Source organism: Amnibacterium flavum (assembly GCF_003097495.1).
Taxonomy (GTDB): domain Bacteria; phylum Actinomycetota; class Actinomycetes; order Actinomycetales; family Microbacteriaceae; genus Naasia; species Naasia flava.
In genome coordinates this window covers 464,869-478,919 of record NZ_QEOP01000001.1, presented here as the reverse complement: position 1 = coordinate 478,919, position 14,051 = coordinate 464,869, and the positions used below count along the sequence as shown (strand labels likewise).

Sequence of the window (14,051 nt, the reverse complement as noted above, 5' to 3'; positions counted from 1 at the left end):
CGGCGCTGTTTCCGTTTTGTAAACATGTTCCCGCGGCAATACCTATCGCTTGACAGGTGTTTGAGGCGGTTGGGAAACTCCGAGCATGACCTCCCCGACACCCGGATCGCTGGTACTCGAGCGAGTCCGTCCCCTCGATGAGACCGGCCGTTTCGGCCCCGCCACCACAGTCGTCGTGATCGACGGGATCATCCAGCCGGAGGGGACGCCCGTCCCCGACGGCGTGGTCCGGGTCGACGGTCGCGGCCGGTACCTCATGCCGGGGTTCGCCGACTGCCACCTGCACCTCGGCTGCTTCACCGACGACATGTTCCTCATGGGGGCTATGACGGCGACGCGGTGGACACTCGAGGTCGCCGCCAACGCGCGGCGCGTGCTCGACATGGGTATCACCCTGGTGCGCGACGTGGCAACGTCGGATGCGGGTATCCGCGAGGGGATCGCCGATGGTCTGGTGCCCGGCCCGACGATGCGCGTGTCGGGTCCCCCGCTCAGCCAGACCGGCGGCCACTCCGACGGCTATCTGCCGAGCATCGGCCGGGAGATGCTCGGCGGCTTCCTCGTCCCCGAGTACGCCGGTCGAGGCGACTACCTCGTCGACGGGGTCGAGGAGATGCGCAAGGCGATCCGTCGTCAGGCCCGCGCGGGCGTCGACTGGATCAAGCTCTGCACGACCGGCGGCCTCCTGTCCACGGTCCGCGACCACCCCGACACATCCGAGTTCACCGACGCCGAGATCCGCACCGCGATCGAAGAGGCGACCCGTGCGGGCATCCCCGTCACAGCCCACGCGTACGGCGGCGCCGGATTGACGGCTGCGGTCGAAGCCGGAGTTCGCTCGATCGAGCACGGCATGTTCCTCGACGAGCGTCAGGCCGACCTCATGGCGGCACGCGGAGCGTGGCTGGTGCCCACCCTCGTCGTGGTGGAGGAGCTCGCCGAACTCGCTGCCAAGGGGCTCCTTCCGGCCAGCGCCGCCGCCCGGGTCCGCGAGGTCCACTCGCGGAGCGGCCGCCAGGTCGAGGTCGCACGCGCAGCGGGGGTCCGCATCGCGGTGGGCAGCGACCTGGTCGTCCAGGGACGCAACCTCGAAGAACTCGCCCTGCTCCACGACGCGGGGATGCCCGCCCCCGAGGTGCTGCTCGCCGCGACGCTCGGAGGTGCTGAGCTCATGGGTCTCGCTGATACCCACGGGCGGATCGCCGCGGGGTACGTCTTCGACGCGGTGCTCATCGACGACGACCCGCTGAGCATGCGGCCCTTCCGCACGACGCGGCCCGTCTCCGCCGTCTTCCAGGGGGGACGCATCATCCGCGACGAGGTCGCCGCGTGAGCCCCCGTCCGCTCGCAGCCTCGGTGGACGTCGGTGGCACCTTCACCGACGTCGTCACCCTCGACCTGGCCGACGGCACCATCGTGGTCGGCAAGCAGCCGACCGTCGCAGAGGCGCCCGCCGAGGGGATCGTGGCCGCCCTCGAGAGCGCGGACGCCGCGCCCGAGCAGATCGAGCGGTTCACGCACGGGACGACGATCGGCATCAACACCCTCCTCCAGCGGCGAGGCGCGAAGGTCGGTTTCCTCGCCACCCGCGGGTTCCGGGACATGCTGGTGCTGCGCACCTCGAGCTGGCCGGCGTTCCGCCTCACCTGGGATGCGCCGTCGCCCATCGTTCCGCGGAGCCTGTCGGCCGAAGTCGACGGCCGAGTGCGCGCCGACGGGACGGTCGAGACCGACCTCGACCTCGAGCAGGTCGTCGCCCGCACCCGCGAGCTGATCGGCAGGGGCGCCGAATCCATCGCCGTGTGCTTCATCAATTCCTACGCCTATCCCGAGCACGAGCGACGCGCCGGTGAGGCTATCCGGGAGGCGTTCCCCGGACTCGAGGTCGTGCTGTCGCACGAGCTGACCCGCCGCTACCGCGAGTTCCAGCGCGCATCCACGGCCGTCGGCGAGGCGTACCTCCGACCGACGATGGCGCGCTACTTCGACCGGCTCGAGGAGGGTATGGTCGCCCGTGGTTTCGACGGGCGCCTTCTCATCACCTCGAGCGACGGCGGCGTCATGGGCGTCGAACTGGCTCGCGAACGTGCATTGCGCACGCTCGTCTCCGGATGCGCCGCGGGTGTCGCCGGCGCCGCTGTGGTCGCGCGGGCGGGCGGCTGGTCGGACATCATCGCGATCGACATGGGCGGGACGAGCTTCGACGCCGCGCTGGTGCGCGGCGGCCTGCCGACCATGACGCCATCGGCCGAGATCGCCGGCGAGCACTACCTGATGCCGATGCTCGACCTCGCGACGATCGGCGCCGGCGGCGGGAGCCTCGCATCGGTCGACGACGTGGGAGCGCTCGAGGTGGGCCCCCGCAGCGCGGGATCCACGCCCGGTCCCGTCAGTTACGGGCGCGGCGGCACCGAGCCGACCTTCACGGACGCCGCGGTCGTCACCGGGCTGCTCCCCACGACCCTCATCGACGGCGGCATGACCCTCGACGCCGCGGCGGCTCGCACCGCGATCGCTGATCGGATCGCCGGCCCGCTCGGAATCGATGTCGACGCCGCTGCGGCCGGCATCCTTCGCGTCGTCGAGGCCAAGATGGCGCGCCTTCTCGAAGAGATGACAGTCGGCCAAGGAGTGGATCCGCGCAGCTTCGCGATCTTCGCCTACGGCGGAGGCGGGCCTCTGGTGGCCGCCCGACTGGCCGAGGAGCTGGGGATCGGCACCGTCGTGATCCCGCCGCATCCGGGGGTCTTCTCGGCCTGGGGCATGCAGACGCTCGACGTGGTCCAGGAGCGCAGCCGCACGCTGATCCGTAACCCCGAGGACTTCGCGCCGGAGGACCTCGTCGCTCCGTTCGGCGAACTCGTCGACGAAGCGGTGGCCACCCTGCGCGCGGAGGGCGTCGACGAGTCGCACAGCACCCTGCTGCGATTCGTGGAGATGCGCTACGAGGGTCAGGAGCACACGATCCTGATCCCGTTCGACGACGGCGGGTCGACGGCGCTCCGGGCCGCGTTCGACGCCGCTCACCAGTCGGCCTTCGGTTTCACCGTCGACGGCGGCACCGAGATCCTGACCTATCTGGTCCGGGCGATCGGCGAACTGCCGAAGCCCCCGTTCACGGCCGCGCAGCACGCCACCGGCACTGGACGTGCCCGGACCAGCCGTGAGGTGCGAGACCGCTCAGCCGGAACGCGGTCGACCTGGCCGGTCTGGTCACGCATCGACATCCTCGAAGGCATCCGCGTCGAGGGGCCCGCGATCGTCGAGGAGCCCACCACGACCACGGTGCTGCCCCCTGGATGGACGGCGGTCATCGACGACAAGGGGAATCTGGTGATGTCACGATGAACGCTCCCGAACCGACGACCGCCGACCCGATCAGCGCCGCGGTCATCCGCGCCGGCCTGGCCTCGACGGCGCGCGAGGTGTTCGCGCAGTTCGTCCGCACCTCGCTCACCCCCACCATCTACGACTCGCACGACTTCAGCGTCGCCGTCTTCGACGACCAGGTGAATGTCGTCGGCGATGCGTCAGGGCTGCCGGAGTACGTCGGCTCGCTCGCGTTCACGGTCGAAGCCGTGGTCGAGGCCTTCGGTCGCGACCGACTCGAGGAGGGCGACACGGTGATCTGCAGTCAGCCCTACCTGACGGGGGCGCACCCGCCCGACATCGCCGTCGTCAGCCCGGCGTTCGCGGACGGCGAGCTCGTCGGATTCTGCGCGATCCGCGGGCACATGGGCGATTCCGGTGCTCGCAACGCCTATCCCGCCGATGCGAACAGCAGCTACGAGGAGGGTCTCATGCTGCCGCCGGTGAAGTTCGTGCGAGCGGGCGTGGTCGATGAGGTGATCTCCGAGATCGTCGCCGCCAACTCGCGGATGCCTCGGGAGACCGTCGGCAACCTCAAGTCGGCGGCCGCCGCGACGCGCGCGGGAGCCGGCCGCATCGCGGCGCTGGTCACCGCGCACGGCGAGGCGTCCTATCGCCTCGCGATCGATGAGCTCCTGAACAGAGGCGAGCGAGCCGTGCGAGCGGTGCTCGAGAGCATCCCCGACGGCGAATACCGCGTCGAGGATGAGCTGGACAACACCGGGTACGGTCCGGGCGTCATCCCGCTCGTGGTGACGGTGCGCATCTCCGGGTCCGAGATCGAGGTCGACGTCACCGGTTCGGGCCCGCAGCAGTACGGCGCACTCAATGTCCCGTACAAGCAGACCGTCGCCGCCTGCCGCCTGGCGCTCAAGCGGCTGACGACGGAGGACACGATGCCGGCGAACTCCGGCGAGTACCGTCCTCTCACCGTCACGGCACCCGAAGGGTCGATCTTCAACGCGCAGGCACCCGCTGGATCGTTCATGATGCACGTCGCCGCGTCGGTACTGAGCGAGATGGTCGTCACCGCCCTCATGCCCGCTCTCTCCGAGAGGGTGCCCGCCCCCACGGCGGGACACACGACGGCGCTGCTCGCGGAGTTCCCGTCGGGCATGGTTCAGGTCGGGGACGCCGCGCCCATCGGTTACGGCGCCCTCGACGGCAGAGACGGGGCGAGCGCGCTCCAGCACTTCTCCATCTCGGGTATCGAGACGGCTTCGGCGGAGGTGTGGGAGGCGCAGGCACCGGCGATGAAGGTCCGATACGAGCTGGTCACCGACACCGGTGGACCCGGGAAGTGGCGAGGCGGCCTCGGCACCGTCGTCGAGTGGCGTTTCGACGAGGCCGCATCCCTGACGATCCAGGGCCAGCGCACCGGCAGCCTCGCCGACACCGGACGTGGCGGCGGTTCCGCCGCCCGGGGAGCCAACGATGCGCGGGTCGCCGCCGGGACCGACCATGAGCTGTCGACGGGCATGAGCACCGACGTGCCCGTCGGAGCCGGCGAGGCGGTCGTTCTGAACGGCGCCGGCGGCGGCGGCTACGGCCCGGCCGCTGAGCGCGATCCCGAGGCGGTCGCAGCCGATGTGCGTGAAGGGTTCGTGAGCGTCGAGTCGGCGGCCAGGGACTACCTGGTTGCCGTCTCCGCCGACGGAGTCCTCGATATCGAGACCACTACGGAACTTCGAACGAAGGGAGCTCGAGCATGACCGCTCCGCTCGCATGGATGGATGTCATCAGCACCGACTTCCCACGATCGGTCGCCTTCTATGGGCAGGTCTTCGGATGGGTGCTCCGACCGGTCGTCGAGGACGACCACCCGTACAACGCGCTCGCGGCAGGCGACGAGCTGGTGGCGGGTGCCGAGGCGATCCCGGAGTCGAAGGGGCCGCCTCGCTGGACCGTGTTCGTCACGACCGATGACATGTCCGCTCTGCTGAAGAGCGTGCTCGCCGCCGGCGGCGCGGTCACGTTCGACCCGATGCAGCTCGGCGACTACGGCATCGTCGCGATGATCACCGATCCTTTCGACGCGACCATCGGGGTGTGGCAGCCGCTCGAATTCGATCCGCATTCCGTAGGGGCCGTCGAGGGACGCTTCGCCGGCGCCGAGCTCGTCACCGCCGATGTCGCGGGGACCGTGCGGTTCCTGACGGAGGTGCTCGGGTGGACCGTCGCGGACGACGACTCCTCGGGTCTCGTGACCCTCGATGCGGGCGGCTACCCGGCGCGGCTGACGGCAGGGGATCAGTCCCAGTGGCGGCCGATCCTGCGCGTGGTCTCGCAGGATTCGACGGTCGAGGCGATCGCTCGTGCAGGCGGATCGGCGGACGCTCCGCGACTCGACGGCGTGGTCGTCGCGGCGGACCCGATGGGAGCGCAGTTCCTCCTCGCCCCCTGACCGCGTCGCTCAGTCGAGCAGGGTGAGTCCGGCTGCTCGCGCGAGCACCGGGGCGAGGTCGCGCGCCTGCTCGGGCGACGCGACGATGCCCGCGAGCGGTTCCCGCCCCGGGCGGGCGGCGAGTTCGAGGCGTGCACCGACCTCGAGTCCGCGGATGTCGACGGAGGCGCAGTCGATCATGCGCAGGTCGAGCTCGTCGACGGTGCAGGAATCGAACGCGACCCGTTTGAGCGTCGCCGACGGGAGGTCGAGGGTGCCGATCCGGCAGCGCTCGAACAGCACGTCGCCGAGGGTCGCGGCTCGCAGGTCGAGGTAGCCGATCCGCAGGTCGGAGAAGCGCACGCTGCTGAGATCGCTGTCGGACAGGTCGATCGAGCCGATGCGCCCTCGTCCGATCTCGACGTCGCGCCAGGACGAGTCGTGGCCGCGCCAGGTGACGACGTCGATCCCCGTCGCGACGACATCGGCGAAGCGCGACCCGTCCGCCGACAGGACCTCGACCCGCAGGTCGGACAGGTCGCATTCGATGACGGCGCTGCGATCGAGACTCACCTCGCTGGTGTCGAACTCGAGCCGCAACGCGTCGAGCGACGCGTCGACGAACTCGGTCCCCGGCTCGGGAACTTCGAGATGCGGGAGCGACACCCGCGACAGACGGGGAGCCTCGAGACCGCGCGCCTTCACCATTCCCCCACTATCCGCCCTCTCCCTCGGTCCCTCCGACCAGCATGGCCGGCGGGACGCAGGCGGAGTCGCGCGTCTCCTCTCGCTGAGCAGGGGGTCGAATAGCCTGGGCGTCGTGCCGCAGGATCCCGACAACGAGCCCATCGAGCCCACCGCGCCGACGCCGTCGGTCGAGCTGAGCACACATGGCGTCGGCCCGTGGCCGGGGGAGTGGCCCACAGACCTCAGGTACGACCCCGAGCTGCTCGAGCGGGGCGACAGCCGCAACGTCGTCGACGAGTACCGCTATTGGACGATGGAGGCGATCGTCGCCGACCTCGACCGTCGCCGGCATCCGTTCCATGTCGCCATCGAGAACTGGCAGCACGACATGAACATCGGGTCGATCGTGCGCACCGCCAACGCCTTCCTCGCCGAGACCGTCCACATCGTCGGGCGCCGTCGCTGGAACAAGCGCGGCGCCATGGTCACCGACCGCTACCAGCACGTCCTCCACCACGAGACCGTCGCCGATCTGGTCGACTGGGCTCGGGAGCGGTCGCTGCCGATCGTCGCCGTCGACAACCTTCCCGGATCCCGCCCCGTCGAGCAGGTCGCGCTCCCCGAAGCGTGTGTGCTGCTGTTCGGTCAGGAGGGCCCGGGACTCACCGACGAAGCGCTCGCCGCAGCGGACCTCGCCGTCGAGATCACCCAGTACGGTTCGACCCGCTCGCTCAACGCGTCCGCGGCGGCAGCCATCGTCATGCACACCTGGATCGTCCAACACGTCCCGCCCACCCCCACCTGACCCGGGGCGGATGGAGCACCGCCCGCTGAGCTTGTCGAAGCGCGCGCCGCTCATTTCGACGGGCTCAATGGGCGGGGGGGGGGGTGCCGCTCGCTGAGCTGGTCGAAGCGCGCGCCGCTCATTTCGACGGGCTCAATGGGCGGCGGGGGTGTCCCGCTCGCTGAGCGGAGCGATGCGTAGGTCCCTTCATTTCGCTGCGCTCAATGGGCGGGGGTGTCGCCCGCTGAGCTGGTCGAGGCGCATCCCGCTCATTTCGGCGGGCTCAATGGGCGGGCGGGGCGCGCGTCAGCCGATGAGGGACGGCCTCAGGTCGCGGAGGGTGCGGAACTTCGTCATCCGCGCCGCCGTCAGATACGTCACGAGCAGGGCTGCGAGCAGCCACCCCACCAGCACAAGGATGTCGGCCAGCACGGCGCCGGACGATCCGCCGTACATGAGGTGCCGGTATCCGTCGACCGAGTAGCTCATCGGCAGCAGGCGGTGCAGCCAGGCGAGCGGCTCGGGCAGCGTCTGCCATGGGAACGTGCCGCCCGCGGTGACGAGCTGCACGACCATGAGAACCAGCCCGATGAACTGACCGACCGACCCGAGCAGGGCGTTGAGCGCGAGCAGGATGGCGGCGAAGGTCAGAGCGACGAGCGCACCGAACGCGAACATCCCGATCGGGTTCGCGATGCCGAAGCCGAGCACCGACCCCGCGAGCGTGACGAGCAGGGCGGCCTGGACGATGCCGAGCACGCCCGGGGTCAGCCAGCCGGCGAGGGTGACCTTCCACGGTTTGGTCAGCGCGGTGATGGCGCGACGAGACAGCGGCTTCACGATCAGGAAGAGCGCATACAGGCCGATCCAGGCGGCGAGGCTGAGGAAGAACGGCGCGAGGCCGGCCCCGTAATCGGTGGCCTCGGCGAGATCGTCGGTCGTGACATCGACGGGGTTGCCGATGGTCGCCGCCTGGGCGCTGCGCTGAGCATCGGTCGAATCGGGGATCTGGTCGATGCCGGACTTCAGACCGTCGCGCAGTGTCGAGGATCCGGTCGCGAGCTGGTCGACGCCGTCGCGGAGGGCGGCAGCGCCGTCGCGCGCGGTCGCCGCGCCGCTGCTGAGCGACTCGGCACCGGTGGAGAGCCGATCAGCCCCCGCAGTCGCCTGAGCGACCGCCCCGGCGAGGGTGGGAGTCGCGTCGGACAGAGCCTTCGCACCGGCGGCGACTTGCGCGCTGCCGGTGGCGAGCGCGCCGAGCTGGCCGTTGACGCCCTGGACTGTCGCGTCGGTAGTCAGAACTGCATCCCCGATGGGATCGAGCTCGGTCATGATCTCGTCGATCTGCTCCTGTGTGAGCGCGCCGGTTGCGCGGAGGGCGGCCTCGAGGTCGGCACGAGCTACAGGCACGGCTGCTGCCGCCGCGGCGGAATCTTCAGCCGCCTTTGCTCCCGCCTGCGCGAGCTGAGCGTTGCCGGCAGCGACCTGCGCTGCTCCGCTCGACAGCGTGCTCGCCTGCCCCGGAAGGGCGGAGGTCTGCGAGTTCAGCCGCCCGAGGCCCGACGCCAGGGTGTCGGCACCGGAGGACAGTGTCGCGGCACCGTCTGCGAGAGCGCTCGTGCCGTCGGCGAGCCGGTCGGCCCCGTCGGCGGCGGATGCGGCACCGTCCGCGAGCTGCGAGGCGCCGTCGTAGGCATCCGACAGGTCGTCCCGGATCGTCGCCAAGCCCACGAGGAACTGGTTGGCGGCCTCTTCTCCGACCTGTTCGGCGATCTCGGACCGGATGGTCTTGGCGGCCTGACCGGCGATCGTCGAGATGAGGTAGCTGTTGGTGTCGCTCGTCGTGAGCGTGATCCGGGCCTGCGTCGGCGAGTCGGTCGATGCCGACGCGAGATCGCGGGAGAAGTCGGCCGGCAGGGTGATGCTGAAGTCGTAGTCCCCGTTCCGGACTCCGGCGGCGGCGGTGTCGGCGTCGGTCTCGCTCCAATCGAAGTCATGCCCGTCGAGCACGCCCTTCGCCATGTCGTCGCCGTAGTTGGTGGTCGAGCCGTCGACGTTCGCGCCGGTGTCCTCGACGACGAGCGCCGCGGGCACCTTGTCGAGCGCGCTGTAGGGGTCGCGGTTGGCCCAGAGGTAGAGGCCGCCGTAGATGAGCGGCACGATCATGAGCGCCACGAACGCGAGCCGTGCGAGGGGCGACGCGACGAGCCGGCGCAGTTCGGCGCCGATGAGGTTGAGGATCGTCACTGGAGTGTTCCTGTTCCGCCGACCGCCGTGACCATGGCAGCCGAAGTGAGGGTGAGCACCGCGAAGCCGCGGTCGCTGAGGTCCGCGATGAGGCGGCTGAGCTCGACGGGGTCGCCGCCGTGCCGTTCGGGAGAGGTGAGGATCAGCGCCCGCACGCCGGGGCGCGATGCCGCGGTCTCGGCGAGTAGCCGGATGCGCAGATCACCCGGCAGCGCGCCGAGCGGTTCGTCGGCGAAGTCGTCGGCCGATGCGAGACCGATCAGTCGCTCGACGGCTGCGCGGTTCGCGCGCTGGCCCGAGATGACGAGCTCCTCGTGCACGATGTGCCGGGTGCTGACCGTGTCGGCGGGCTCGGCGACAGTCGGGGCATCGACGATCGCGGTCACGCGGCGCAACCGGTCGGGCTCGATCCGCCCGTCCACATAGACCTGTCCGCCGCCCAGCCTCATCCGTCCGCTCACCGCGAGGGCGAGGACCGTGGGGCGATCCGCGGTGTCGACGGCGAGCATGGCCGGCTCGGCCGAGGCGAACTCCAAGGAGACGGGAGGAAGCGCGGCGGCGACCCCGGTTCCGACCGAGATCCGGTCTGCTGTGATGCGCATCAGGCGGCGCCTTCCCTCAACTCGGCCGTCTGAGCGAGCAGCGACTCGATCTCCTGCCAGGACATGCCCGAGATGCTGAGGACCGACCGCACCACGAGCCGGCGCGCTCCCTCACCGTCGATTCCGGTCTGGGCGGCTTCCTCGAGTACGGCGATCGCCGAGGCCTCGAGCAGGCGGGCCAAGGTGGCGGGTTCGATGTCGGTCCGGATCTCCCCGGCCGTCACTCCCCGCTCGACCGTTCGCAGCAGAAGCGCGCGCACGGGGGCGAGCGGAGCCGCGAGTTCCCCGAGGAGCGGTCCGCGCACCGCCGTCTGCGCGAGCAGGCGGACATCGCCCACCTCGTCCCACATCCGCAGGCCGACCAGGGCGAGGGTGATCCGAGTGTCGTCCCGTTCGGCGTCGGCGACCGCGGATGCGACGCGCTGGGCACCGGACCGGGCGAGCTCGACCCTCAGCTCGTCGCGGGACGCGAAGTGGCCGTAGAACGCCCGGCGGGTGAGACCGGCGGCGCTGACGATGTCCTCGAGCGGCGCCTCGGGGTTGGAGGCGAGGACCGCGCGCGCCGCAGTCAGGATCGACTCCCGGTTCTGCGCGGCATCCCGCCGGGGCGCACGGGTGGACGAGGAAGGCATATCGTCATCGTAATAACTTGCACATCACTGTGCAAGTTAGCGTCACCGGCGAGAGGAGCGGGGTGGCCGTCTCGGGCTGAAGGACGGTACGAGCCGGGTCGCGACGAGGAGGGCGGCACCCAGGGCGGTGAACGTCATCCCGAGCGCGGCCAGCGTGCCGGCCCCGGCGGGCCCGGTCTCCGCCAGAGCTCCGGCTCCACTCGGCGCGGAACCTGCAGTCGGCACCGGACCGAGGTTCTCGACCGCGATGTCGGTGGTGCCGTAGGTGATGCGCCAGCGCTGACCGCTCTGCACGAACGTTGATCCGCCCGTCAGGGGCGTTCCTGATTCGTCGGCGAACTCGCCGACGATGGCCCCCGCCGTGATCGGGACGAAGCGATCACCCGCCTGGAGTCCGGGGCGTGGGTGGACGATCAGCGTGCTTCCGGTGATGTCGGCGGTGCCGGCCACGGCGACCGCGTCCGAGGCTGCGCCGAGACCGAGGACGACGGACGAACCGGGCGCGGCGCTCAACGACCCCGTCGTCGCGAACAGACCCTCGTCGTCTCCGCCGGGCGTCGGCCCGGGGGACAGTACGGCGCTCGAGCCGAGCGAGACGGCGCCGACGCTCTGCTCCGATCCGCCGGTGTTCGACGGGGTGCCGCCCGACAGCACTCCGCCGGTCGCGGCGACATCGGATGTGATGACCGAGCCGGCGTGAACGGTCCCCGATTGCACGGAGATGCCGGCCAGGCTCCCTCCTCCCCGCAGGACGAGGTCGCCGTCGCCGAAGACGGTCACGCTCCCACCGGCGACCTGACCGGAGACGACGATGTCGCCCTCGCCTCCCAGCTGGGCGTCGCCGACGACCGTCATCGGGCCGCTGACGAAAAGGGTGTTCGTGTCCTGGACGAAGACGAAGTCCACATCGTCGAGGGTGAGGTCGTTCTCGATCTCCGTCGCGTAACCGGCCGGCTGCGTGACGGCGATCTCCCCGGTGATCGTCATGGGCTGCCCGGAGATGCCGAAGTCCTGCCCCACATCGACCATCAGCCGGCGGACGGTCAGCGGGCCCCCGTCGACGTTCATGTCGGTACCGGCGGGGATGTAGATGTCGTCGCCGGAGCCCGGCCCTGCGGCACCCGACCAGTTCGTCGGGTCGCTGGTGTCGAACCCGACGGAGCTGCCGCCGCTCCACTGATAGCTGTTGCCGACCGCGTGCGCGGGCGACGAAGCAACGAGAGCGACGGCGAGGATGCCGAGCGGCGCGAAGACGAAGAGGTGGCGCCGGCCCATCTGCCGATAGTACGAGCGGACGGGCCAGGACGATCTCACCGCCGAGTGCGTGTTCCCGTTCGACTGCAGCCGCGTCGCGGGGCCGCGGCGGGGCTGGGCGGTGCTCGGTAAGCTTGGGTGGCTCGTTCGAGACATCCCGAAGGGGGAATGCCATGCCCGCCATCGTGCTGATCGGTGCCCAGTGGGGTGACGAGGGCAAAGGCAAGGCGACCGACCTGCTCGGTAGCCGTGTCGACTACGTCGTCAAGTTCAACGGCGGCAACAACGCCGGCCACACCGTCGTCATCGGCGACAAGAAGTACGCACTCCACCTGCTTCCGTCCGGCATCCTCAGCGAGGGTGTCGTCCCCGTCATCGCCAACGGTGTCGTCGTCGACATCGAGGTGCTCTTCCAGGAGCTCGACGCGCTGATCGCGCGCGGTGTCGATGTGTCCCGTCTGCTGGTGAGCGCGAACGCGCACATCATCACGCACTACCACCGCACGATCGACAAGGTGACCGAGCGCTTCCTCGGCAAGCGGCAGATCGGCACCACCGGCCGGGGTATCGGCCCGGCGTACGCCGACAAGATCAACCGCGTCGGCATCCGCGTGCAGGACATCTTCGACGAGGGCATCCTGCGGCAGAAGGTCGAGGGGGCCCTCGACCAGAAGAACCACCTGCTGGTGAAGATCTACAACCGTCGCGCCATCGCGGCCGACGAGATCGTGAACGAGCTGCTCGGGTATGCCGATCGTCTCCGTCCTCTCGTCGCCGACACGTCGCTGGTGCTGAATCAGGCGCTCGACCGCGGCGAGACCGTGCTGTTCGAGGGCGGCCAGGCGACGATGCTCGACGTCGACCACGGCACCTACCCCTTCGTCACGTCGTCCAATGCGACGAGCGGGGGAGCTGCGACCGGCTCCGGTGTGGCGCCCAACCGATTCGACCGCGTGATCGCGATCGTCAAGGCCTACACGACGCGCGTCGGCTCCGGACCGTTCCCGACCGAGTTGAACGACGAATCCGGCGAGTGGCTGCGGGCGCGCGGTTTCGAGTTCGGCACCACGACGGGTCGTCCCCGCCGCACCGGCTGGTACGACGCTCCGATCGCCCGGTACAGCGCGCGCATCAACGGCGTCACCGACTTCGTGCTCACCAAGCTCGACGTGCTCACGGGCCTGAAGACCATCCCCGTCTGCGTCGCCTACGACGTCGACGGCGTGCGCGTCGACGAGGTGCCGGTCTCCCAGTCCGACTTCCACCACGCGGTTCCGATCTACGAGGAGCTGCCGGGCTGGGACGAGGACATCACGGGTGCGCGTCAGTTCTCCGACCTGCCCATCGCCGCCCAGGAGTACGTCCTGGCGGTCGAGGCGATGAGCGGTGCCCGCATCTCCGCGATCGGCGTCGGCCCCGGCCGCGACGAGATCGTCGTCCGGCACGACCTGATCGACTGAGATGACCGCGACGATCCCCGCCCCGCAGACGCTGCAGGGCGATGTCGTGCGCCTCGACCCCCTGACCGAGGCGGATCTTCCCGAGCTCTTCGAGGCGATCGGGCACTCCGAGGTCTTCGCGGGCGGATACGGCGGCGGGCCGGCGGGATACCGCGACACTCTCGACGGGTTCGTCGAGTTCGCCCGTTCCTATTACGCGTGGGACGGGCCGGGGATCACGTTCGTCGCCCGTCTGCTCGACCGAGGGGGCGTCAGCCGGGTCGTCGGGACCTCGACACTGTCCGACTTCGACGTGCCGAACGAGGCCGCGCACATCGGCTGGACCGCGTGGTCTCCGACGGTGTGGGGCACCAAGGTCAATCCCGAGGCCAAGCTGCTGATGCTCGACCTCGCGTTCGCAGGCGGGTTCGGCCGCGTCAAGCTGCAGGCCGACGCCCGCAATGCGCGCTCGCGTGCGGCGATCGCGAAGATCGGGGCGACGTTCGAGGGCATCACCCGTCGCGACAAGCTGCGCGCCGACGGCACCTGGCGGGATGCCGCGATCTTCTCGATCATCGTCGACGAGTGGCCCGCGGTTCGCGCGGGGCTGGTGGCGCAGATCGCTGCAGCGCCCTCGCCCAAGGCCTGACCCGG

Annotated in this window: 12 protein-coding genes; 7 read left to right on the top strand and 5 right to left on the bottom strand. The window is 70.2% G+C overall.

Annotated elements, in window-relative coordinates:
- Positions 1 to 85: 85 nt before the first annotated feature.
- Genes DDQ50_RS02280 through DDQ50_RS02265 form a run of 4 tightly spaced genes read left to right on the top strand, consistent with a single transcriptional unit; the run spans position 86 to position 5,773 of the window.
- Complete coding sequence (locus tag DDQ50_RS02280; RefSeq protein ID WP_116755105.1) at positions 86 to 1,333, top strand: metal-dependent hydrolase family protein; 1,248 nt, start codon at positions 86 to 88, stop codon at positions 1,331 to 1,333.
- A complete protein-coding gene (locus tag DDQ50_RS02275; RefSeq protein ID WP_116755104.1) occupies positions 1,330 to 3,348 on the top strand; it encodes a hydantoinase/oxoprolinase family protein in 2,019 nt (672 codons plus the stop codon). The genes DDQ50_RS02280 and DDQ50_RS02275 overlap by 4 nt, the downstream gene beginning before the upstream one ends.
- On the top strand, positions 3,345 to 5,081 hold the full coding sequence (locus tag DDQ50_RS02270; protein ID WP_165829661.1) for a hydantoinase B/oxoprolinase family protein: 1,737 nt from the start codon (positions 3,345 to 3,347) through the stop codon (positions 5,079 to 5,081). Before DDQ50_RS02275 ends, DDQ50_RS02270 begins: the two co-directional genes overlap by 4 nt.
- Positions 5,078 to 5,773, top strand: coding sequence for a VOC family protein (locus DDQ50_RS02265; RefSeq protein ID WP_116755102.1), 696 nt, complete (start codon positions 5,078 to 5,080; stop codon positions 5,771 to 5,773). Before DDQ50_RS02270 ends, DDQ50_RS02265 begins: the two co-directional genes overlap by 4 nt.
- A 9-nt stretch (positions 5,774 to 5,782) precedes the next feature.
- On the opposite strand, the gene DDQ50_RS02260 is transcribed toward DDQ50_RS02265, so the two are convergent.
- Positions 5,783 to 6,460, bottom strand: a complete 678-nt coding sequence (locus tag DDQ50_RS02260) for a pentapeptide repeat-containing protein (protein ID WP_116755101.1) — start codon at positions 6,458 to 6,460, stop codon at positions 5,783 to 5,785.
- 112 nt (positions 6,461 to 6,572) lie between these two features.
- On the opposite strand from DDQ50_RS02260, the gene DDQ50_RS02255 reads away from it, so the two are divergent.
- Positions 6,573 to 7,244, top strand: coding sequence for a TrmH family RNA methyltransferase (locus DDQ50_RS02255; RefSeq protein ID WP_377940281.1), 672 nt, complete (start codon positions 6,573 to 6,575; stop codon positions 7,242 to 7,244).
- Between the two features lie 285 nt (positions 7,245 to 7,529).
- Here the strand turns inward: DDQ50_RS02255 and DDQ50_RS02250 are convergent, their stop codons facing one another.
- Genes DDQ50_RS02250 through DDQ50_RS02235 form a run of 4 tightly spaced genes read right to left on the bottom strand, consistent with a single transcriptional unit; the run spans position 7,530 to position 11,979 of the window.
- A complete protein-coding gene (locus DDQ50_RS02250) occupies positions 7,530 to 9,470 on the bottom strand; it encodes a YhgE/Pip family protein (RefSeq protein ID WP_116755100.1) in 1,941 nt (646 codons plus the stop codon).
- Positions 9,467 to 10,072 carry a P-loop NTPase family protein gene (locus DDQ50_RS02245; RefSeq protein ID WP_116755099.1) on the bottom strand — a complete coding sequence of 202 codons (606 nt, stop codon included), beginning with the start codon at positions 10,070 to 10,072 and terminating at the stop codon, positions 9,467 to 9,469. The genes DDQ50_RS02250 and DDQ50_RS02245 overlap by 4 nt, the downstream gene beginning before the upstream one ends.
- On the bottom strand, positions 10,072 to 10,704 hold the full coding sequence (locus tag DDQ50_RS02240; protein ID WP_116755098.1) for a TetR/AcrR family transcriptional regulator: 633 nt from the start codon (positions 10,702 to 10,704) through the stop codon (positions 10,072 to 10,074). The genes DDQ50_RS02245 and DDQ50_RS02240 overlap by 1 nt, the downstream gene beginning before the upstream one ends.
- A gap of 42 nt (positions 10,705 to 10,746) precedes the next feature.
- Positions 10,747 to 11,979 (bottom strand): hypothetical protein, encoded by a 1,233-nt coding sequence (locus tag DDQ50_RS02235; protein WP_133245881.1) that lies wholly within the window; start codon positions 11,977 to 11,979, stop codon positions 10,747 to 10,749.
- A gap of 152 nt (positions 11,980 to 12,131) precedes the next feature.
- Here DDQ50_RS02235 and DDQ50_RS02230 point away from each other — a divergent pair, with 152 nt between their 5' ends.
- Both DDQ50_RS02230 and DDQ50_RS02225 read left to right on the top strand, forming a co-directional pair.
- Positions 12,132 to 13,418, top strand: coding sequence for an adenylosuccinate synthase (locus DDQ50_RS02230; RefSeq protein WP_116755096.1), 1,287 nt, complete (start codon positions 12,132 to 12,134; stop codon positions 13,416 to 13,418).
- 1 nt (position 13,419) lies between these two features.
- Complete coding sequence (locus DDQ50_RS02225; protein ID WP_116755095.1) at positions 13,420 to 14,046, top strand: GNAT family N-acetyltransferase; 627 nt, start codon at positions 13,420 to 13,422, stop codon at positions 14,044 to 14,046.
- Positions 14,047 to 14,051: the final 5 nt, after the last annotated feature.